We start from the raw sequence: 22562 nt of genomic DNA, 5'->3' as shown, positions 1-22562 counted from the left end.
GCGTGCGAAGCTTTACGCGGATCTCGTGCTATTTTCCCTGGGCGAAGCCGCCCGCATGGCCCTGGAGCAGCTCATGAGCATCCCGAACTACGAGTACCAAAGCGAGTTCGCCCGCAAGTACGTGCAGGAGGGGCGCGAGGAGGGGCGCGAGGAGGGGAGCCTCGAACCTGTTGCACGCCTGTTCGAGCGACGGCTCGCCCGGCCGTTGACCAGCGACGAGCGTGAGACCCTCGCCGTGCAGCTCCGCAAGGAGGGCGCCACCCGTCTCACGGACATGGCCCTCGATCTCTCGCCGGCAGACCTCGCTGCCTTGCTCGTCGCACACAACGGGCGCTGAGCGTTCGCAGCAGCAGCAGCGGCAGCAGCAGCGGCAGCGGCAGCAGCAGCAGCAGCAGCCGCAGCAGCCGCCGCAGCCGCCGCAGCCGCAGCCGCCGCAGCAGCAGCGGCAGCGCCTCCGCCTACCGCCTCGCTATCCGATCCCCCACCCGCGCCACCGCATACCGCGCGAGCCCCCGCACCCACCCGCCGAGATCATCCCGCAGCGGCATCTGTCCCACGACCCACCGCACCCCCAGCGCCGCCTCCGTGCGTGCCACCGGAAACCCCCCCACATCGTAAAACGGCACCAGCGCCGCGCGCCGAAAACGCCCCGGCTCGAACGCCTCTACGAACTCCGCCTCGACACTCGCGGCCCCGAGCGCTTGCAACGTCGACAGCACCACGAACATCACCGTCCCGAGCTGGAACTCCCTCGCTCTCTCCACGAGGATCCCCTTATCGATCCCACCTCGCAGCAAAAGCTCCAAATCGATCCACGCAATCTCATGCCGAAACTCGTGCCCCGCGGCATGCAGCGCCACGAGCAGCACATGATCCTCCGCCGACGGCACAAGCAACCCCGGAAGCCCTGGTGCACTCCTCGCGCGCCCTTCCACCGCTGCAATGTCGATCGGCCGCGGCACGATCTTGTCGAGCGTCCCGTGCACCTCCACGAGCAGCCGCATCTCCCCGGCGCGCGCCACGAGCTGCGTCTCGCCGAGCATGCCCCGACTCTTGGGACGCCAACGATTCTCGTGCAGCTCGAGCCCCGCCGCCACGAGCGCATCGATCACCGCACGCTCACGCTGCGGAGGCACCAGCAGATCCACGTCGCACATCGGACGCGCGGCCGGCGAGGGATACACCGTCAGCGCGAGCGCCGCGCCTTTCACGAGCATCACGCGTTCCCCTCGCGCCACGAGCGCGCGCGAGATCTGCCCGAGCACATGGGCCCGCAGCATCGCCTCGGCATGCGCTTGCGGCGTTGGCGCGGGGATCCCGGCGCGCGGGTCACGCAGCAGATCAAACAGCGGCATCGGATGCGTCGTCATGCGGACAGCCGGAGCACGTGCTTGGCAAAACCGAGCACGGCGGGATCATGGATCGCAGCGATGACACGGCGACGCTCGGCGAGCCGCCGTAGCAACCCAGCGAGCTCGGCGACGCTCGCTGCATCGAGGTGCGCCTCGGGCTCGTCGAGCACCACGAGATCCGCCTCGCGCACGAGGGCGCGCGCAAGCATCACGCGCCGCGCCTGCCCGCGCGAGAGTGAGCCGAGGCGAAGCGCGAGCGCTGCCGCATCCGAGCCGGCGCGGGCCCGCAGCGTGTCCCAGAGCCCCACCTCGTCGAGGGCGGCGACGAGGCGCGTATCGGGCGCATCTGCATCGAACGCGCGCAGCGACGCGGCGATCGTCGCGTCCGGCGGCTCGAACGGCGCTTGCGACACGAACGCGACGCGATCCCCGAACCGCGCATCCCCCGGCCCCGGCGGCTCCTCGCCGTTCACGAGGACACGCCCCTCGTCTGGACGAACCAGCCCGAGCACGAGGTAGAGCAGCGTCGTTTTCCCCGCCCCGTTCGGGCCGAGCACGGCGAGGCTCTCGCCGGCCGGGAGCACGAGCGAAACATCACGCAGCGCGCGCGTCTTCGACGCGCCCGCACCTCCCCGCGACGGGTACGCATACCCCACGCCGTCGAGCCGGATCTCCGCGCGAGGATCGAGCGCACGGGCAGACGTGTCCACCTTCCTCGCACGAACCTCCGCCTCGCCCGACGCCCGCATGTCCCCGAGCGACGCGAGCTCGCCCCGCGCGTGCACGAAGTTCCCGAGCCCCGCGATCGTCATCTGCAACGTCGGGATCGCGGCGAGCACGAGCAAGAGCGACCGGTGCACGTCGCGCCCCTCGCCAGCCTCGAACGCCTTCACGCCGAAGAGCTCCGCCGCGCCGAGCGCCGCGGCGATCGTCGCGAGCAGCGCGCCCCAGCCCGTGATCGCGCTCGTCGCGCGGGCACGAAGCTCCGCCGAGGACCACGCCGACACCTCCGCTCGGAGCTCATCGGCGAACGCCCGCGCGCGCCCGTGGGCCACGAGCTCCGCAGCACCGGCAAACCCCGCCGACGCCCGCGCCAAGAGCACGCGCGACCGCTCGAACACCACGTCCCACGCCGCCTCCACGCGCGACGCGCCGAGCATCGTGACGAGCCCGCCCACGAGGCCCGCAGCCACGAGCGGCGCGAGCGCGGAGGCGCCGAGCGCCGAGACGAGCAGCGCCGTCACCGCGGGCACCGCGATCGCGCCGGCAAAGAGGATCGCCACGCCCTCCACGGCCCAGCTCACGAGCACGGGCAGCGCCGTCGAGAGCCGCGCGGACGTCACCTCCGGCGGTGGCAGCGCCACGACCGCGCCACGCTCGAGCGGGGCGACGAACAAGTCGACGAGGCGGAGGCGCACCTCACGCGCGAGGGCATCCGCGGCCCGCGCGCGGACGAAGCTCAGGGCGGCCGCGACCGCGAGCAGGACGAGCGCGTCGCGGGGCCCGCGATCGCCGAGCCAGAGGGCCGCGAGGGGCAGGGCGACGCGCTGCGCGCACGCCGCGGACGCGACGACCACGAGGCTCGGCAGAGCCCCGCGGAGCAGCACGCGCGCGGGGGCGAGGGAGGTTCGCGGGGAGGTCGGGGCCTGCTCGGGCACTTGGATGGGGACGTTTGCGGGCGAGCTCGGCCATGAACTTCACCCGATGGCGTCTCGGCTTGATAGCATCGGCGCGGCCGCCGCGGGGACGCCGGGGCGAGCCTTCACGCGAGCACCTCGATGTCGACCTTCCACTCTGCTCCCCGCTCGTCTCGGTTCCGCGGCCACGCGCGGGCGCTGTCGTTCCTCTCGGCGCTCGCGTTCGCGGGCCTCTCCTTCGCGGCGTGCAGCCGCACCGGCATCGGCACGCCGCCGGAGGAGGAGACCTCGGGCCCGGGCGGCGCGGGCGGGCAAGGCGGCGTCGGCGGCGCGACCTCGACCTCCACGAGCACCGGCGGCGGCGGGCAGGGCGGCGTGGGCGGCGGAGAGCCGTGCGTCGTGGCCCAGGATTGCGTCGACGCGGACCCGTGCACGACCGACACGTGCGTCGGCGGCGTCTGTCAAAACGGCCCGCGCGACGACGACGCGGATGGGTTTCCCCCGCTCGCTTGCGGCGGCGCGGACTGCAATGATTTGAACCCCAAGGTCTTCCCGGGCAGCCCCGAGATCTGCACCGACGCGGCGGACAACGACTGCAACGGCGTCGCCGACTGCTCGGATCCCGCCTGTAAGCTCGCGCCGACCTGCGGCTGCGTGCCGAAGCCGGGCGGCGAGACGTGCGCGAACGGCGAGGACGACGACTGCGACACCATCGTCGACTGCTTCGACAGCGATTGCGTGGGCACGCCGGCCTGCGGCTGCAAGCCGAGCGAGGCGGCCGATTGCGACAACGGGTTCGACGACGATTGCGACGGCAGCATCGACTGCGACGATCCGGACTGCTTCGGCAGCACGGCCTGCTCCTGCCAGGCGCAGACCGAGCTCTGCAGCAGCGGGGCCGATGAGGACTGCGATCTCCTGGTCGACTGCGCCGATCCCGATTGCTTCGGCATCTTCCCGTGCGCCTGCCAGCCGCCGGGCAGCCCCGAGGTCTGCACGGGCGGGCTCGACGAGGATTGCGACAAGCTCGTCGATTGCGCCGATCCGAGCTGCCTCGTCTCGCCGGCTTGCCAGAACTGCACGGCCGAGATCTGCACCGACGGCAAGGACAACAACTGCGACAACAAGATCGACTGCGCCGACCCGGCTTGCTTCTTCTCGCCGAACTGCATGCCCAAGCCCGAGGTCTGCAACAACGGGCTCGACGACGACAACGACACGCTCGTCGACTGCCAGGATCCCGACTGCGCGAACAACCCGATCTGCATCCTCCAGCAGGCGAACTGCCTCTCGCCGAAGCTCATCCCCGGCACGGGCCAGTACACGGGCGACACCACGGGCAACGTGAGCGAGACGAAGGGTGTCTGCGGCGGCGACGCTGGCGAGGCGGTCTTTTATTTCGTGCTGAACCAGCCCTCGCGCGTCCACCTCGACTCCATCGGGACGAGCTTCGACTCCACGCTCTACGTGCGCACCGGCAAATGCAACTCCGGCAAGGAGATCGGCTGCGACGACGACAGCGCGGGCGTCTCCTGGTCGGCGAAGCTCGACTTCACGCTGCTCTATCCGGGCACGTATTACGTGTTCCTCGACGGATACACCGTCGACCCGGAGCTCGGCGCGAACGAGGGGCCCTTCGTGCTCAACGTGGAGATCGAGGCGAACCCCAAGGAGAAATGCGACGACGGCAAGGACAACGACGGCGACGTCTACGTCGACTGCGCCGATCCCGATTGCGCGAGCGTCGGCATCTGCGCGACCTGCCTCAATGGCGGCCCCGCCAAGCCCGAGTTCGGCGTCTCGGCCTGCAAGAACGGGCTCGACGACGACTGCGACGGCGCCTCCGACTGCGCCGACGAGGATTGCAGCGCGAGCGATTATTACGTCACCGAGTGCTGCGACGGCCAGGACGAGAACGGCAACCAGATCCCCGACGACTTCAACTGTCGCTGCGCCTCGGACGCCGACTGCTCGGGCGGGCAGATCTGCTACACGCACACCGCGTTCGCCTGCGGCATCCCCTGCACGCAATACTTCGGCGACGTCTGCCCCTTCGTCGCCGCAGGATCGTATTGTAATCCCGCGACGAACCAATGCGAGTTCTGAGCCGGCCCGCCCGGGCGCACGCGGCGCGCCCCGCATCCGCGTGATCTCGATCACCTGCGAGTTCCGTGCGTGTCGCTGCCCGGCGGGGGGCGCTCGTGATACCTTCACCGGCGGAGGATCCGGGGGGAACGAGGAGACCGGGGGCGGATGACCCTTCGTATCGTCTATGTGCCGATCGCCTGCAGCATGCCGCTCCTTTATGCGGCGTCGCGCGGGTTTTTCGAACAGAAGGGGCTCTCCGTCGAGCTCCGCAGGGCCCCGAGCTGGGACGCCGTGCGGCGGCTGCTCACCCACGACAAGGTCGACGCCGCGCACGCCCTCGCGCCCCTCGCCCTCGCCACGGGCCTCGGGATCGACGGGCGCGCGGCCCCGATCCGCGTCCGCGCCCTCCAGAACCAGAACGGCAGCACGCTCATCGTGAGCAAAAGCCACGGCCGGATCACCACGCCGCACGAGCTCGTGGGCAAGGTCCTCGGCGTGCCGCACCGGTTCTCGATGCAGTATTACCTGCTCTGCGACTGGCTCGCGCGCGGAGGCGTCAATCCCTTGATCGACCTCACGATCCGCGAGGTCCCGCCCCCGCGCATGCCACGCTGGCTCGCGCTCGGGCGCATCGACGGCGCGATGTTCCCCGAGCCGTTCGGTCAGCTCGTCGTGGATCGCGGCGGCGGCGTGGCCTGCATGCAGAGCCGCGAGGTTTGGCGGGGCCATCCCTGCTGCACGCTCTCGTTCGCGGCGCGGTTCTGGCGAGAGAGGCCCGAGCGTGCGGCCGCGCTGCTCGAAGCCGTCGTCGAGGCCCAGGCCGAGCTCGATCACATGGAGCCCGAAGGCCGCCGCGCCGCCGCCGGCCTCGTCGTCGCCCGCGGCTACCTGCCCGTCGAGGCCCGCGGCGCCCTCGAAAAAGCCCTCGCCGGCGATCCCATGACCCCGAGCGACGACCTCGGGCCCGATCGCCTCGGCTTCGCGCCCACGCCGTTCGTGGAGTACGGCGTGTGGATCCTCGCGCAGATGCAGCGCTGGGGGCAGCTCGCGGGGGACGTCGAGCACGCCCTGGCCGCGCGGGAGATCTTCGAGGTCGAGCCGGCGCGCGCGCTCGCGACGCGCTTCGGCATGGACGACGTCTCCCCGCACCTCGACGGCGTGCGCGGCTTCTCCTTCGACGATCCGCTCGGCGCCGTGCGCGCGGCGCCCTTTTGCGTCCACCAGCCCGAGCGCGCGCCGCCGCCGCCGCGGTGCACCCTCGCCGAGCCTGCCCGCGAGCGCATCCACCGCATCCTCGACAGGCTCGCCGACATGGCGTGGGGCGCTCCCGATCTCGGGCTCTCGACCTTCGAGGACGACGAGCTCGGCGAGCTCGAACGCGCGCTCGACGAGTCCATCCGGGCCCGCGCGTTCGCCGAGGAGGCGCTCGTCGAGCACATGGAGCTCGAAGAGGCGCACGCGCGGCAGGACGCGCGGATCGAGGCGCAACGCGCGCTCATCCGCGAGCTCGCCGCGCCCCTCGCGCCCGTGCTCCCGGGCGTCTTGCTCCTGCCGCTCGTGGGCCGCATCGATCGCGAGCGCGCGGCCGACATCGAGGAGCGCGCGCTGCGCGCGGCCTGGGAACGATCGGCGCGCCGCGTGATCATCGACGTGACCGGCGCGCGCATGATCGACGAGGAAGCGCTCGCGCTCGTCCTGCGCCTGTCACGCGCGCTCCGCTTGATCGGCGCCGAGTGCCTGCTCGTCGGCGTTTCCCCAGAGGCCGCGCGGACCCTCGCCGCGAGCCCGGATCCGGCCGGGTTGCCGCGCTGCGTGCGGGATCTGTCGGCGGCCATCGGGGCGCCCGAGGCCGCATTTCCCCGGTGATTTCGCGCAGGAACGAGCCCATCTCGCTCCGGAATTCCCCGACGGAGTATCAGGATCTTCACGGGTTTCGCGGCTCGGCCCGAGCGGGGAAGATTTTCGACAAATCATGGATCGTGCTGGACATTGGGAGGGGGATTCTGGGAGCGATCTCTTCTTCACCTCGGACGCTCGATCCTCGGTTCTCCGGGAGGAGAGCAGCGCTCCCGTACAGCTCGACGAGACCCACGTGTGCGGCGCTCGCCGGCGCCTCGCTTGCCTCGAAGAGATCACGATCGCGCTCCTCACCGCGACGGGTGAAGACGCCGTCGCGAAGGTGATCCTCGAGCTCGGTGCGGCCGCACTCGGCGCGAGCGCGGCGCTCGTCGCGATGATCGAGGGCGAGGAGTTCGTGATCCTCGATGTGAGGGGGATGCCCGAGGCGACGCTCGCGCAGTGGCGGCGGCACCCGCTCGACGCCTCGACCCCGATTGCGATGGCCGTGCGGACGCGCGCGCCCGTGTTCATCGAGACCGAAGCGGAGTGGTCAGCCGCGTTTCCAGACGCCGTGCGGGCCACGATCGGGCCGCGAGGGCCTCGCATCGCGCTCCCCTTGATCGTGGGGGATCGGGTCCTCGGCGGCATGGGCTTCAGCTTCCCATCGAGCGTGCGGTTCACCGAAGACGACCGAGCGCTCGCGGTGACGCTCGGGCGCCAGTGCGCGCTCGCCCTCGATCGGGCGCGCCTCTTCGACGCCGAGCGCAAGGCGCGCGCCGAGCTCTCGCTCTTCGCTCGGCGGCTCGATCGCCTCCAGCACACGACGGCCGCGCTCGCCGCGGCCACGACGCCGCTCGAGGTCGCGCGCGCCGTGGTGGGCGATGCACGTGCGGCCCTCGCGGCCGATCGCGCCATCCTCGCGATCCCCACGCCGGACGGGCAGAGGCTCGTGGTGCTGGAGCACGAGGGCGTGGCGCCGTGGGGGTTACAGAGCCCGTCGTTCCCCCTCGACGCGGACATCCCCCCCGCGGTCACCTTCCGCACGGGCGAGCGCCTGTGGCTCGCGTCGAAGGCCGCGATCGAAGCTCGCTTCACGCCTGCGATCTGGGGCGGCACGGCCACGCCAGGCTCGCTTCTTTGTCACCCGCTCGTCGCTCGCGGCCGCACGATCGGCGTGCTCCTCTTCGGCTGGAGCGCCGAGGGCGCGCCGGACGCGGACGGCGCTTCCATCGCCGAGGAGATCGTGCACCGGAGCGCGGTCGCGCTCGATCGGGCGATGCTCCACGCCGCGTACGAGAACGAGAACCGCACGCTCACCGCGTTCATCGGGGCCTGCCCCGTGGCCGCCATGATCCTCGATCCCGACGGCACCGTGCGCGCCTGGAACCCGGCGGCCGAGCGTATGTTCGGCTGGTCCGCGGCCGAGGCCGTGGGCAGGTCCTTGCCGTTCGTGAGCCCCGACAAACGTCCCGAGAGCGCCGCGCTGCTCGCGCGGGTCGCGGCCGGCGAGGTCCTCGCGGGCGTGCAGGTCGAGCGCAGGCACAAGCTCGGCCACATCCTCGACATGTCCATCTATTCGGCGCCCGTCGTGCACGGGGACGGCACCGTCCAGTGCCTGTCCATCTGCATGGACATCCGGGAGCGCAAGCAGGCCGAGGCCGAGCTGCGCCGCGCCTACGAGATCGCCCGCGACGCCGATCGGCGCAAGGACGAGTTCCTCGCGCTCCTCGGCCACGAGCTTCGCAACCCGCTCTCCCCGATCCTCACGGCGCTCTACCTGATGCGCCTCAAGGGGCGCACCACGGGCATCGAGCGTGAGCGCGAGGTCATCGAGCGACAGGTCCAGCACCTCGTCTCGCTCGTCGACGACCTGCTCGACGTCTCGCGCATCATGCGCGGCAAGATCCAGCTCAGCACGCGGCCCATGGAGATCGCGCGCGTCTTCTCGCAGGCCATCGAGATCGCGAGCCCGCTCTTCGAGCAGAAGCGGCACGAGCTCCGCGTGGACGTGCCGGCCGAGGGGCTCCTCGTCGACGTGGACGAGACCCGCATGGCGCAGGTCCTCGCGAACCTGCTCACGAACGCGGCGCGGTACACGGACGCGGGCGGACACATCGCCGTCGCGGCGCGGCGCGAGGGGGGCGAGGTCGTCCTCTCGGTGCGGGACGACGGCAGCGGCATCCCGGCCGAGATGTTGCCCGTGATCTTCGACCTCTTCGTGCAGGGCGCGCGGGGCGTCGATCGCGCGGGCGGCGGGCTCGGGCTCGGGCTCGGGCTCGTGCGCAGCCTGGTCAAGCTGCACGGGGGCACGGTGAGCGCGCGCAGCGACGGCCTGGGCAAGGGTAGCGAGTTCGAGGTGCGCTTGCCTGCGCTCTCGCCGCGCCGCGCGTCCTCGCCGGACCTCCCGGAGCCCGTCTCGCCGCGGCTCGGCAAGGTGCGGCGCGTCCTCGTCGTCGACGACAACCGCGACGCGGCGCAGATGCTCGCCGAGGTGCTCACGAGCCACGGCCACGAGGTCGAGCTCGCGCACGACGGCCCGCAGGCGCTCGTCGTCGCCGCGTCGTTCCGGCCCGAGGTCGGCATCCTCGACATCGGCTTGCCGGTCATGGACGGCTACGAGCTCGCGCTCGAGCTACGCGCGGCGTACGGCGACCGCATCACGCTCGTCGCGGTGACCGGTTACGGCCAGGAGCACGACAAACGCCGCGCCTTCGAGGCGGGGTTTGCCCGGCATTACGTCAAGCCCGTCGCGGCCGACGCGCTCCTGCGCGAAGTGTTCCCTTGATGGTTCGTTGATGCGCTCGGGCGAGCGCGAAGACGCGGGCGGGGGGAGGGGTTTCCCCGCCCGCGCGCCGATCCTCAGTGGATCTTGATGTGGACCTTCGGGCCGTGGCCCTTCCAGTGCCACTTGCCCTTGCCCTTGCCCTTGCCGACGACCACCACGCCCGGGGTCGGGACGACGACGATCGGCGCCCAGTTTGCCACGACGAACAGGCCCACCACGGGCGCGCTCGGGCCGACGACGACGACCGCGCCGGGGTGCCAGCCGCAGAGCACGACGACCGGCGTCGGCGTGTCCTCCGGGTAGAGCACGACCGTCAGCTTGTGGGGGTTCGTCTTCACGACGAGCTTGCCGGTGAAGTAGAGGCCCTTCGGCTCCGGATCGAGCTCGACGTACTCGGGCGCGTTCGCGACGACCGCGATCTTCACCTTCCGTTTGCCGACGGGGATCGGCTTGAGATCGTCGTCGAGCACGTAGACGCGCGACTCGCCCGTCTTCGAGTCGGCCACGATCTCGATGAGATCATCGCCGGCGACCTGCAAGACGCCGCCGTTCGGGCCCTTCTTGCCCTCGGGGATCTTCGCTTCGGCGGAGACCTTCGCGGTCGCGACGAGCTCGTGCGTGCCGCCCTTGGGCACGTAGAGCGTGCTCTTCAGCGGTTTGCCCTTCACCTGGACGTCGTACGTCACCTCGGTGAGGTCGTCTTCGAGCTTGGGGATGTCGGCCGTGTGGACGCCGGCTTTCGCGTCGAAGACGAGCTTCGCGGTCACGGGCTCGGCGCCCTTGCGCGCGGGCTTCACGATCACGTTGCCGGTCACGTCGTTGTCGAGCGGCGCCCCGTCGGGCGACTTGAAGCGGGCCTTCACCTTGCCTTCCGGCGCGATGGCCCACGTCACGGTCGCAGCTTCGTGCTGCTCCGTGATCGCGTCTTCTGCCGCGATGTTCTCGGCCGTCACCTCGGCCTCGGCCTTGGCCTCTGTCTTCGAGCACGCGGGCAGCGCCGCGACTGCGGCGAGCGACAGCGCGACGAGCGTGGAGTGCAGGAGCTTTTCGAGTCGCATCCCGGTCATCCTACCCAGAATCGTGTTGCTGCGCGATATCCATCGCGACGATTCTGTGCCTTTTCAGGCCTCGCGAGCGCGCTTCGGGTGGCAATACACCCTGGTCACTCGAATGAGCAGCGGCCTTTCGAGGTGCGGACACGTCATATTTGTCGTTTGCGGACGGACCAAACGAAGCCGTCGTAGAAGAAATGCATCAGGGCCACGGTCTGCACGAGGCTCCAGAGCGCGCGGCTCTCGTCGGCCTCGATTTCAGCGAGGGCGCCGTAGCCGAGGGTCACGCAGGCGAACACGGCGGCGGCGATGGGCGCGCCGAACCGGAACTGTTGGAGCCGCAACCTTTGGAGGAGCACGCGACGCTCCGACCACCAGACGAGGCCGAAATATTGCACCGCGTGAAAGAGGTTCATGATGAGAAAGGCTTGCCCGAAGGGGTTCCAGCCCCACGCCCAGATCGAGCAGAGGCCTGTCGTAGCGAGCAAAAACACCTTGGGGAAGCTCACGGCGTGGCCGCGCCGCGCGAGGCGGACGTAGCTCTGCACGTAATGCACGAGGAAGAGGAGGCCCCCGACGAGGACGGCCCAGGCGATGGGGCGCTGGTGGGACGACATCGCGGTCGGGATCTCGGCGAGGAAGAGGGCGCCGACGTCCTCGAAGAGCTCGAACTTCTGGAAATGCGCGAGCATCGTCGCGCCCGAGACGATGGGGCCGGCGTAGAGCAAGAGGTTCAGGCCGAGATCGAGCCCACGGAGCGCGGTGGGATCGTTGCCCTGGTTGCGCTCGTAAATGCGCCCGAGGCCGAAGGTTTGCAGCGCCGAATGGTAGACGTCCCAGAACGTGACGAGCACCGTGGCGATCACCACGGCCCACATCGAGGTCATCATCGCGGCGAACGCGGCGATCGGGACGACGAGGAAGCGGAACTTGTGGCGCGGGAACACGTCCGGGTTGAGGTGGCTGCGGACGAACACCGCGACGAGGTGGGCATTCACCACGATCCCGAGCAGCAGCGTGCTCCAGGTGACCCGCTTGCCGGCGAGCCAGAATCGGTCCGTGGCGAGCCACGTGCCCGAGACGAGCGCGCCGACGATCACCGAGGCGATCGGCGGCAGCAGGAAAAACACCCAATCGTAGACGGGGCCCGCGATGTAGGGGGAGCGGGCCTTCGTCGCGCTCTCGGCCGGCCTCGTCGCGTCGAGGGTGGTCATGGCGCGTCCGCGGCCTCGGCCTCGGGCGTGGGCTCGGGCGCGGGGCTGTCGAACCGCAGCGTGACACCCTTCGCCGCGAGGTGATCGACGAGCCAGAGCACGAACAGATTGATCCCGAGCATTTCGAGCGACTCTTCGACCGCGTCGATCAGCCCGTATCCGAGGTTGTGCATGCCATTCTGCTCGGTCCAGTATCCGAGCGGCAGCTCCATGCCCACGGCGCCGCCCACGTAAATGGCGCCCGCGACGAGGAACCGGATCCGCGTTTTCAGCGGGAGCGCCCGCAGGAACGGGATGTACGCGAGGCCGACGAGCAGCACCACGACCGCGGCCGGGATGACCCAACTGAAGTAGAGGACGCCCGAGAGCTGGACGAACGTACCGGCCATTTCGTGGAAGGAAAAAACCTCGTCCACGGCGATGTACGCGAAGCCCGCGGAAAGCCCCCACCAGTGCGCGGCGAACCGCTCGCCCGCACGTTTCGTGGCCGCGGCGGCGAGCGCGAGCAGGAGCGACGTGAACCCGAGCAGCGCCGCCGTGTAGAACGTCGGCACGTTGCCCTCGTAACTCATCGACAGGAAAGGCACGATCCCGCTGCGGCTCGGCAGGTCGTAGAGGGGCTTCAGCACCTCCACGAGCACGCCGGCGAGCACGACCAGGCCCATGGGCACGAAAAGAAGCGGCCGGAGCCTCGATTTCGACAGGACGACGTCCATCGCAGTGCCTCTACGCTCGCCCTTCGATCGGGCTCATCATGCACCCGCGCGGAGGCCACGCGCAAGCCTCACGTTCGTGGTATCAAGGGTTCGTGCACGACGGTCGTCCGAGCTTCACATCCATGGCCGTGGCCACGATCCGGGCGCTTTACACCGATCTTCCGGCGCCTTTCGCCGGCGCTCACGATCCCATCGCGGCCGCGCTCGTCCCGGCTCCCCTCTCGCTCGCGGCGCGCCTCGCTGCGCGCGCGGCGGTCTCGGATCGCGCGACCGGGCTCGTTCATCGCGGGCTCGGGCTCGCCTCGCTCGGCATGACGTACCACGTCGCGCTGCGCACGCGGGCGATCGACGACGCGCTTCGCGAGAGCCTCGCGCGCGGCGTGCGGCAGCTCGTCGTGCTCGGCGCCGGGCTCGACGGGCGGGCGTATCGCATGGACGAGCTCGCGGATGCGACCGTCTTCGAGGTGGATCACCCGAGCACGCAGCGCGACAAACGGGAGCGCCTGCGGGCGGCGCGGATCGAGCCCAAGGCGCGCGAGGCGCGGCTCGTGCCCGTCGATTTCGAGCGTGATGACCTCGGCACCTCGCTCGCGCGGGAAGGTTTTTCCGCGGACGAGCCCTCGTTCTGGATATGGGAGGGCGTCACCATTTATCTGACGCGCGCGGCGATTGCGGGCACGCTCCGCTCGATCGGCGCGGCGAGCGCGCCGGGAAGCCGGGTCGCGCTCACGTACGTGCCTCCGCGCAGGCCCCGGATCGAGCGGGTGCTGCTCGTGGGCGGGCACGTGCTCGCGCGCGCGCTCGGCGAGCCCATTCGTGGGTTCGTCCCGCCCGAGGAGATCGCGGCGCTCGGCCGGGATGCGGGGCTCGAGGTCCTCCGCGACGAGGGCGCGGACGCGTGGGCCCGGCGATACTGGTCGACCGATTACGAAGGCATTTTCGAGTGGGAGCGGCTCGCGATCCTGGAGCGGCGCGCGACGTAAACGAGGGGCGGCGAGGCGGACGAGCGGCCGCACGATTCGTGCTCGACGCGGGATGGGCGTGACGGCGCTCCGCGCTTGTGGAATCGTCGTCCGCGCTGACTTTCTTTTCGAGCTTTCCGGGAGGAGCCGATGCGAAGGACGTTGCTCATCGCCCCACTTTTGTTGCTCGCGATCGCCTGTGGAGACGACGTCTCCCCGAAGCCCCCGGGCTGCGGCGACGGCGAGGTGAGCGAGGACGAGATCTGCGACGATGGCAACACCGAGGACGGCGACGGATGCAGCGCCGAATGCGTGCCCGAGCAGGTGTCCGAAACATGCGGCAACGGCGTCGTGGATCCGCTCGAAAATTGCGATGACGGCAATACGGCGAACGGCGACGGGTGCAGCGCGACCTGCGACCTGGAAAGTTGTGGCAATGGTGTCGTCGATCCGGGCGAGGATTGCGACGACGGGAACGACATCAACCTCGACGCGTGCCCGAACGACTGCACGAAGGCGAAATGCGGCAACGGCGTGATCGAGGCGCCGTACGAGACCTGCGATCCGCCGAACACGGCCGTCTGCGACAGCCAGTGTCAGGGGCTCCCGTTCTGCGGCGACGGCGAGGTCGAAGGCGACGAGCAGTGCGACGACGGCAATTTCTTCGGCGGCGACGGCTGCATGGGCTGCCAGCTCGAGTTCTGCGGCGACGGCTTCAACAACAACAATAACCAGGAGCAGTGCGACGACGGCAACCAGACCGACGGTGACGGATGCAGCGCCCTCTGCGTGTACGAGGGGTGCGGCGACGGAACCTTGCAACCCGGGCTCGGCGAGGTCTGCGACGACGGCAATACCGACGGCGGTGATGGATGCCGGTCGAACTGCACCCCGGAGGTCTGCGGCGACGGCATCCTGGACCCCGACGAGGCGTGCGACGACGGCAATGCGGTCGACGACGATGGCTGCGGGAGTGATTGCAAGACGGATGGCTGCCACGACGGCGTGACGACCCCCGAGGAGCGCTGCTACACGAGTTTCACCGCGTTCTCGGGGTCGGACGGCATGACGATCGTGGGCAAGGGGGATCTCGACGGCGATGGGCGGGTCGACATCGTCGTGGACAGCAGCGAGAAACTCGTGTGGATGCGGAACCGCGGCGACGGGAGCCTCACGCCGACGACGCTCTTCACGGGAGCCCCGATCCGTGGGACGGCGCTCGGGGACGTGGACGCCGACGGAGACACGGACATCGTGATGGCATACGGTCAGGACCTTTCGCGTGAGCTGATTGTCCTGACGAACGACGGCGCCGGCACGTTCACCAAGAGCTCGACACCCGACCAGCCGATCGGCGGCCTCACGCTCGCCGATTTCGACGGCGATGGGGACGCGGATCTCGCCGTCGTGCTCGACGGCCTCAACGGCCTCGCGGTGCGCGAGAACATGGGAGGCGGCGTGTTCGGCGCACCGAAGACACTTTCCATGGACCCGGAGGGGTATAGCATCGTGGCCGGCGATCTCGACGGGGATCTCGACCTCGACCTCGCCTCGTTTTCCCCGGCGACGAACTCGCTGCGATTCTACCCGAACCAGGGCAATTTCACGTTCGGTGCGCTCGTCGAGGTCCCGATTCCGACGGGGAATGGCTCGTTCACCGCGAGCGTGCTTCTCGACGACGTCGACGGTGATGGCCTGCTCGACGCCCTCACGAGGGATGGACTGCAGAAGGAGATCGTGATCGCGCGGAACCAGGGCGGGTTTTCATTTGCGCTGCAACAACTGCCGATCGGCGATGGTGCCTCCCCGGCCCTCGTCTTCGACGCCGATGGTGACGGCGACAAGGACATTTTCCTTTCGGCGGACGTGCAAGCCGCAGATCCGAAGGGGATCAGCGTGCTCACGAACGACGGCACGGGCACGTTCTCGGTCGGCTTGGATCTCTGGGTCCCCGAGGGCGTATGGCTCGGGCCCATGGTCGCGCTCGATCTGGAGCAGGACGGCGACGAGGACGTCGTCATCAACACGTCGTACGGCCTGAATGCGCTCGTGTACAACCCGTCGCAAGGGTTCTTCCCGCGCCAGGTCGTGCTGGCGAAGGGTACGGCGAGCTCGATTCTGATGCGGGACGTGGACGGAGACGGCCACAGTGACGCCGTGCTCCAGTCAGGGGGCATCTTCGTCGCGCGAAACGATGGAACGGGGCATCTCCTTGCGCCCGTGCAGGTGCCGAATACCCAGTCGGCTTCGCGATTCGCGCTCGGGGACATCAACGGCGACGGCGCGCTCGACCTCGTCTTCTGGACCTCGGTCGGCACGAAGGCGGTGCACGTTCTTTCCAATGACGGCGCAGGCAATTTCGGCGCGCCCGTGCCCGTATCGAACGTCCTCGACGCGACGGTCGAGCTTTTCGTCGCGGATCTCGACGTCGACGGCGACGAGGACATCCTCAGCGTCGGTTCTTATGGCGCCCAGGCAATCATCAATGACGGAATGGGGGGCTTGTCGCCGAAGACCTCGTTCACGGTCGCCGTCGGGTTCGACGTCGATTCCGCCGCGCTCGCGGATCGCACGGGGGATGGTTTGCCCGAGCTCATCGTCGGGATCAGCTCCCGGGTCGATACGTTCGAAAACAAGGGCAACGGGGCCTTCACGCAGCTCGCCACGAAGCAGCTCGATTTCGTGCTGGGTGTGCTCGCGGCCGGCGACGTGGACATGGATGGGCAGGCCGATCTCGTGGTTGCGCCGAACATCTACGGGCAGCTCGTGAACGACCTCCGCTTCTACAAGGGAATGCCTGGCGGCGACTTCTCGGGGCCGACGATCGTGCCTGCGGGCCCGCAGATCCGCAAGCTGATCCTCGACGACCTGAACCTCGACGGCAAGCTCGACATCGCCAGCGTGGATTCATACGACGGGAAGGTCCTGCTGTACTTCCAGAATGCGGCCGGGCAATTCGTCGCGGACGTCGAGTTCTCGAACATCTACGGGTATTCCCTCGCCGTCGGGCGTCTGAACGGCGACACGTTGCCCGATCTCCTGGTGTCGTTCTCCTCGACCAAGTTCGTCAGCTCCATCCTGTCGAGCCCTTGACGGGTACGTCCGCGCCTCGCGGACCGGCCGGGCTCCTGGTACCATGAGCCCATGAAGTACCCTCTTCCCTTTCTTGTATTCTCGGCTTGGCTCGTGGGTTGTGGGCCCGTGGTGGATACGAGCGACACCTCGACGTCCGGGAGCGGCGGCTCCGGTGGCTCGTCCGGCGTGGGCGGTTTTGGCCCGGGTCCGTCCGCGCGGTGCGTGCCGCTCACGAAGCCTTCGGTTTCCATGCTGCCGCTTTGCGGTTCGGGAGATACGCCTTGCCAGATCGTCGAAGAGGAGCTGGTCGTGGTTCCGCCCGCATTCCGGAACGATGCCCCGGCCCTCTCGCTCGACGCGTCTTGCCGGCCCCGGATGCTCTTTTCGTCGGCCGTCGGCGAATACAAAGGGTTTTACGCCGTGCGCAAGGCAGCGGGCGACTGGGAGGTCAATCCGACGCCGTTCGATTCGGCCACGGCCGGGCTCGTGTCGATCGCGCCCGACGTGCCGGTCGCGCTCGTGAATGACGGGGCCTTCGGGGCATCGTTGTGGTCGTTCACCGCGGAGGGGTGGAGCCTCGTCGCGGACGTCCCGGAGGAGGGCACAAACCTGGCGCGGGGGTTTGCCATTGGACGAACCGGCGAGATGTTCGCGGGGTTCCGCGGGCCTGGCGACGAGCTCCTTTTCGGCAGATATGGTTCGTCCTGGTCCGTCGAAATGCTGGGCGGGACTCCGTTTCCATTTCCGGTCGCGGTCTCGCCCGAGGGCGCGCCGCATCTGGTCGCGTGGGAAGCAGTGAACGGCGCGTGGGAGCTTCACTGGCATGCGCCGCCGCTCGCGCATGAGGTCGTCATGCCGCTCGGCTCGGGCACCCTGCAAGCGGATTCGTATCGCCTCGTGCTCGGCGCCACCGGGGCGGACGAGACGAATCCCCAGGGCAAACCCCACGTCCTCGCGTTACGCCAGCTCTCGGATTTCGCGTTCGAGCTCGTGTATGCGACGCGCGAGGGGACGAATGCGTGGACCCTCACGCCCATCGAAGAAGTGCCGCAAGGGGTCACGGTGTATCCGCTGGGAATCGTGACGGACGAGGCGGGCGCCGTGCGCCTCTTTTATTCGCGGTTCGAGATCGGCTCACCGACCACGGGGCAGCTCCTCGTCGCCGCGCCGTATCCCGGCGGCATTTCGCAGGCCGTCGTGACCGAGGGTTTTTCCGCGTTCGGCGCCACGTTCGATCGCGACGGGACCGGCAAGCTCCACGTCGCGCTGTACGAGCTCGGAATCACGAGCGACGTCGGGATCCGGTATCTCGTGCTCGGCCCTTGAGCCGCATCGAGTCGGCCGGGCCGCTGCTGTTCGGGGTGCTGGCGCTGGCGGATGGTGCCGAGCCGGAACGGGTGAAGCGAAAAGAAGGAGGTGTATCTGGAGGATGCCCGCGGTACTCGGATATCATGTTCGCTATCCGATGAATCCTCCGAGCATGGTGCACAGTCAACTGGCCCTCAAGGTCGCGGGCGCGGCGGCGCTGCTGGGCGCAGACTTGGAGAGCCTCCTTTCGACCGTGGGGCTCGCGCCGGATGTCCTCCACGATCCGGAGGGCCGGGTACCGCTCGCCACAGTCCTCGTGCTGTTCGAGGAGGCCGCACGCATCACCGGCGAACCCGCCTTCGGGCTTCGCGTGGCGGAGATCGCGCGCGGCAGGCCGGACAACGTCCTCGCCCTGGCCATGCAAAGCGACCTGACGCTTGGCGAGGCGTACCGTCGCGCCTCGCGCTATATGCGGCTCGTCAACGACACGCTCGAGATCCGTGTCGAGATCGAGGGGGCGGCGTGCCGATTGCGCCATCACCAGCTCCTTCCCGACGCGGCGAGCCGGCACGGCGTGGAGTGCTCGCTCGCGATGTTGTTCCTGTTCGGGCGGCAAGCGATCGGCCCCGCGTTCCAGGTCCAGCGGGTGTGTTTTCGCAGAGCACCACCGGGCAATGCGGACGAGCATGCGCGTTTCTTCGAGGCGGCGGTGGAGTTCGGCCAGCCGTACGACGCGCTCGTCTTCGACAAGGGGCTGCTCGACACGGCCCTGCCCACCAGGAGCGAGCGCATCTCGCGGCACCTCGACCGGCTGCTGGAAGAAATGGTCTTGTCGCTCCCGCGCCGCGGTGATCTCGCCGATCGGGTGCGGGCAGCACTCGCGGCGGAGCTCGGCGGCGGCCCGACGCTGGAGCGCGTGGCCACACGGCTCAAAATGACGCCGCGTAGCCTCCAGCGCCGCCTGCAATCCGAGGGTGTATCGTTCCAGGGCCTCCTCGACGAGTTACGCCACGAGATGGCCCTGCGGTACCTCGATCAGCCGGACCTCGGATTGGCCGAGGTCGCCTTTCTGCTGGGCTTCGCCGAGCAGAGCGCCTTTCAGCGCGCCTTTCGACGGTGGCAATCGACGACGCCCGCGGTGTGGCGGCGCCAGCGGCGCCCGCCCCAGGGCCCTCACCGGTGAAGTCGAGGCATTACTACTGCGAGAGCTGGTAGGTGTTCCCGTGGTCGTCCTGGACGACCGTGGCGACGCCGTCGACCGCCGTGACCTCGAGATCGGATTCGAGGACCCGCGCCTGAAACTTCCACCCTGCGGGAAGGGTGAGCGTGGCGCCGAGCTCGGCGAGGCTGCTCTCGGTCTGGGCCACCTTCTGCACGCTGTAGGACTGCATATCGAAAATCTGGCCCTGCGGATCGACGAGCTCGTACACCAATTTGCCCGCTTTGTAGACCCAGGTCGTCGTGCGCGCGACCTTCCGCGGGACATACGCGCTCTCGCTCATGGCGTCGGCCAGAGGCATTTCGAGCACGCCCGCGACACGCATCTCGAGGCTGCCGAACGTCTCGACCGTGGTGTCCACGACCTTGGAGTTGGAGAATTCGTCCATGATCCAGTAGCGGGGACCGTTCAGGACCACGGCGACGGCCTGCTTTTCGGCCTTGATCGCGGCCGCGTCGACCGACTGCCACGCCGCCTCCGGGCAATCGTTGAGCTGGTAAGTATTGTATACGTCGAAGAGGATGTTGCTGCCCTCGATGTCGCCGACGAGGATCTCGCAATAACGATCTCCACGGACGTCGGTTACAGTCGGTCCGGGCTCGGGGGCGGGATCGGGCTGCGTGCCCTCGTCGGAGGAGCAGCCGGGCAGGCTCGCGAGGGTGAGCGCAAGGGCAAGGGCACACGCGTTTCGTTTCATCTCTTCCTCCCTGGTGGTCGTTTCATCGACCGTGTGCGCGGACCTTACGCCGAACGGGCAGGCCTGTATTGACACCGAGCGCCACCCTCGACTGGCCTCGGGCGCCACTCGCTTCGCTGGGCGCGGGCCGCCGTGCTGGCGTTGGTGCTCGCGTGCCGAACGCAATCGCCCGCAGGCGCTAGAACCCGCCCTCGACTCCGATGCTCGGGATCATGAGCGGCCCGATCTCCTCCGGCTCGCATCCGTCCTGGAATGTGCATTCGTATTGCGTCACCTCCTTGCCGGCGGTCGCGTTCAGCACCTCGACGGTGAACGAGAGCCAGCGGCCATTCGAAAAGGACCATCGTTTTTCCAGACGCACGTCGAGGCGGAAAAACGCGGGCAGGCGGTCGGGCAAATTCAGGCTGGCCACGTAATTCGCGAGCAATTTCCGGAGCTCCTCGCGCTGCGCGTGCTCCTCGGGGGTGTCCGGGAGATCCGGGCCGTCCTCGGGGTCCTCCGGCAGGCCGAGATCGCGGCGGCGGACCCGGTAATCGAGGATCATCGGCGAGCCCGTGTAAAAAACGATGCGGCCGCCGAGCTTCCAGTTCCGGCCGAGATCGTAGGAGGCCGCGAAGTTCAAGACGTGCCTCCGATCGTAGGCCGACTCGAACGTCTCATTGCCGATGTGGCGGAGCGAGCGCGAGAGCGTATACGAGAGGAACCCCCCGAGGCGCTTCGACAGGCTGCGGCGTAGATAAAGCTCCATGCCGTACGTGCTGCCGATCCCCCGGAGCTCCGCTTGCCGGGCATACCCGAGCTCGGTCCCGGGCGGGCGATTGCCGATCGGATCACTCAGGTTGAAGAACGCGCCACGAAAGCCCGTCACGGTCGCGCTGATGTCGAAAGGCAGGGCCATCTCGACGCCCGCGCTCGAAAGGAGCCCCGTCTGCACGCCGCCCTGCAATCCTCCGATCTGGAGGCCCGGGGCCGCGCCGAGGAAGCTCGGGGGCTGGTGCGTCACGCCAAACGCGCTGACGACCGTGAAGCGTTTTCCGAGCTCGAGGCGGCTCGACAGCCGCGGATCGAAGGTCGCCTTGGCGACGCCGTCGGACGTGAAGATGTCGGAGCGCACGCCGGGGATGAGCTCGAGCGCGGGGTGGGGGCGGATCACGGCGTCGGCCCAGACGGCGGCGGTGAAATCGTCGCGGCTCGTGAGCTGGCGCATGAGCGCGAGGTCGTTCGGGCTCGGCGCGTCGTCGTCGTTTTCCTCGATGTCGATCTCGAAGCGCTCGAAGTACGCGTCGGCGCCCGCGCGCACGGTGACCATTTCCGAGGGGTGCAAGGTGAGCTCGGTGCGCGAGCCGAGCAGCCACGTTTTGCCGGCGTTCTCGCCGCCGCGGGCCTGGCTCTCGTCGTAGCCGAGCGTGATCGCGTGGCGCAGTTTGCCGTGCTCGCCGAGCTTCCGATCGTAACGGAAATCGACGCGGTGGAACTGCCCCGCCACGACGGTCTCCTTCTCGCCGTCGTCGTCGTCGATCTGTGCGAGGTAGTCGTGCGAGCCGAAGGCGAAGACGCCGATGCGGTCGGAGGGCGTGAGGTCGTAATGAAGCCGCGCCTGGTAATCCCAGTAGCCGAGCTCGACGCCCGGGGAGGCGAGCTTGAGGACGAGCTCGGGATACGCATACCGGCCGGCGACGAGCGCGGCGCCGCGGCCATTCGCGAAAGGCGCCTCGACCATGGCGCCGGCGTCGAACAGGCGGATGTTTCCCTCGCCGTGCAGGCGATTTTCGGGCTCGCGGATGGTGCCGGTGACGATGCCGCCCGTGAACCGGCCATAACGCGAAGGGAAGCCGCCGGGATAGAGGTCCACGCGATCGACGAGCCCGGGGTGAATGACGCTCGGCCCCGCGGCCACGTGGAAGAGGAGCGGGACGCGGATGCCGTCGATGAAATACCCCACGTTCCCGGGAGGCGCGCCGCGCACGAAAAAATAAGGGACGCCCGAGGCGATGGGCGTGACGCCCGGCATGGCCTCGATCGCGCGGAAAGGATCACCGAATGCGCCCGGGAGCTGGCGCACCTCGACGCGGGACATCGTGCGCGTCGTGGGGGCCTGGTGTTCGCCCTGGACGCGGACCTCGATGGCCTCGGGCGCGGGGGGTTTGGCAGGAAGCACGGCGGGCGCGGGCGCGGGGGACGGTTCGGCGGGCGGCGCGGGTTTTTCGGGCGCGGGGGCGGGCGCGCGGAACGTGACGAGGAAGCGGATGCGAGCGCTGACGGGTTTTCCATTGCGGCGCGCGGGCTCGAACTCCCACGTCGAGGCAGCGGCGGCCGCGGCGCTGGCGAAGGGCTCGGGGCCTTCGATCACGCGGGCCTCGGTGACCTTGCCGTCGGAGCGCACCAGAATGGCGAGCATGACGTCGGCGTCGCCCGTCGCGCCCTCGGGATAGGGCGGGATCGTCGGCCCGCGCGGCGAGGGCATCGTCGTCTCGGGCGGCGGCTCGCTCGCGGGCTGTGCGTGGGATGGGACCGTCACGAGGCCGAGGGCGAGGGCCGCCGCGCCGGTGACGAAACCGCGGACGAGGAGCGATCCCGGGTACAGCATGGTTTGACCACCAACGTACCATGAACGCCCG

The 22562-nt window shown here is 69.2% G+C and carries 14 protein-coding genes and 1 pseudogene; 8 read left to right on the top strand and 7 right to left on the bottom strand.

Annotation, left to right across the window (positions count from 1 at the left end):
* Positions 1-337: pseudogene (locus QHF84_RS40705) on the top strand (hypothetical protein); the annotation flags it as partial.
* 121 nt (positions 338-458) lie between these two features.
* Here the strand turns inward: QHF84_RS40705 and QHF84_RS40700 are convergent.
* The gene (locus QHF84_RS40700; RefSeq protein WP_281318970.1) at positions 459-1370 is read right to left on the bottom strand and encodes a nucleotidyltransferase family protein; all 912 of its coding nucleotides are present in this window, start codon (positions 1368-1370) and stop codon (positions 459-461) included.
* Positions 1367-3010 (bottom strand): ABC transporter ATP-binding protein, encoded by a 1644-nt coding sequence (locus QHF84_RS40695; RefSeq protein WP_281318969.1) that lies wholly within the window; start codon positions 3008-3010, stop codon positions 1367-1369. The genes QHF84_RS40700 and QHF84_RS40695 overlap by 4 nt, the downstream gene beginning before the upstream one ends.
* Positions 3011-3130: 120 nt before the next feature.
* Between QHF84_RS40695 and QHF84_RS40690 the strand changes: the two genes are divergently transcribed.
* The 3 genes from QHF84_RS40690 to QHF84_RS40680 all read left to right on the top strand — a co-directional run bounded on the left by QHF84_RS40690 (position 3131) and on the right by QHF84_RS40680 (position 9701).
* On the top strand, positions 3131-5095 hold the full coding sequence (locus QHF84_RS40690) for a MopE-related protein (RefSeq protein ID WP_281318968.1): 1965 nt from the start codon (positions 3131-3133) through the stop codon (positions 5093-5095).
* 147 nt (positions 5096-5242) lie between these two features.
* Entirely contained in the window at positions 5243-6943 is a 1701-nt protein-coding gene (locus tag QHF84_RS40685; protein WP_281318967.1) for an ABC transporter substrate-binding protein, read from the top strand.
* A 106-nt stretch (positions 6944-7049) separates the two neighbouring features.
* Complete coding sequence (locus tag QHF84_RS40680) at positions 7050-9701, top strand: ATP-binding protein (RefSeq protein ID WP_281318966.1); 2652 nt, start codon at positions 7050-7052, stop codon at positions 9699-9701.
* A 74-nt stretch (positions 9702-9775) separates the two neighbouring features.
* On the opposite strand, the gene QHF84_RS40675 is transcribed toward QHF84_RS40680, so the two are convergent.
* From QHF84_RS40675 to QHF84_RS40665, 3 genes are all read right to left on the bottom strand, one after another.
* Positions 9776-10759, bottom strand: a complete 984-nt coding sequence (locus QHF84_RS40675; protein WP_281318965.1) for a hypothetical protein — start codon at positions 10757-10759, stop codon at positions 9776-9778.
* A gap of 143 nt (positions 10760-10902) precedes the next feature.
* Positions 10903-11967 (bottom strand): hypothetical protein, encoded by a 1065-nt coding sequence (locus QHF84_RS40670; protein WP_281318964.1) that lies wholly within the window; start codon positions 11965-11967, stop codon positions 10903-10905.
* Positions 11964-12683 (bottom strand): hypothetical protein, encoded by a 720-nt coding sequence (locus QHF84_RS40665; RefSeq protein ID WP_281318963.1) that lies wholly within the window; start codon positions 12681-12683, stop codon positions 11964-11966. The genes QHF84_RS40670 and QHF84_RS40665 overlap by 4 nt, the downstream gene beginning before the upstream one ends.
* Before the next feature lie 92 nt (positions 12684-12775).
* Between QHF84_RS40665 and QHF84_RS40660 the strand changes: the two genes are divergently transcribed.
* From QHF84_RS40660 to QHF84_RS40645, 4 genes are all read left to right on the top strand, one after another.
* The gene (locus QHF84_RS40660; protein ID WP_281318962.1) at positions 12776-13666 is read left to right on the top strand and encodes a class I SAM-dependent methyltransferase; all 891 of its coding nucleotides are present in this window, start codon (positions 12776-12778) and stop codon (positions 13664-13666) included.
* Between the two features lie 129 nt (positions 13667-13795).
* Positions 13796-16738, top strand: a complete 2943-nt coding sequence (locus QHF84_RS40655; RefSeq protein WP_281318961.1) for an FG-GAP-like repeat-containing protein — start codon at positions 13796-13798, stop codon at positions 16736-16738.
* 51 nt (positions 16739-16789) lie between these two features.
* Positions 16790-18046, top strand: coding sequence for a hypothetical protein (locus QHF84_RS40650; RefSeq protein WP_281318960.1), 1257 nt, complete (start codon positions 16790-16792; stop codon positions 18044-18046).
* A gap of 139 nt (positions 18047-18185) precedes the next feature.
* On the top strand, positions 18186-19211 hold the full coding sequence (locus QHF84_RS40645) for an AraC family transcriptional regulator (RefSeq protein WP_281318959.1): 1026 nt from the start codon (positions 18186-18188) through the stop codon (positions 19209-19211).
* 13 nt (positions 19212-19224) lie between these two features.
* On the opposite strand, the gene QHF84_RS40640 is transcribed toward QHF84_RS40645, so the two are convergent.
* The gene (locus QHF84_RS40640; protein ID WP_281318958.1) at positions 19225-19944 is read right to left on the bottom strand and encodes a hypothetical protein; all 720 of its coding nucleotides are present in this window, start codon (positions 19942-19944) and stop codon (positions 19225-19227) included.
* A gap of 178 nt (positions 19945-20122) precedes the next feature.
* Positions 20123-22531 carry a TonB family protein gene (locus tag QHF84_RS40635; protein ID WP_281318957.1) on the bottom strand — a complete coding sequence of 803 codons (2409 nt, stop codon included), beginning with the start codon at positions 22529-22531 and terminating at the stop codon, positions 20123-20125.
* Between the last annotated feature and the right edge of the window lie 31 nt (positions 22532-22562).

This window comes from Polyangium sp. y55x31 (genome assembly GCF_029946505.1).
Taxonomy (GTDB): Bacteria; Myxococcota_A; Polyangia; order Polyangiales; family Polyangiaceae; genus Polyangium.
The sequence above is the reverse complement of the archived record's forward strand: the minus strand, read 5'-3'. Positions and strand labels throughout refer to the sequence as shown.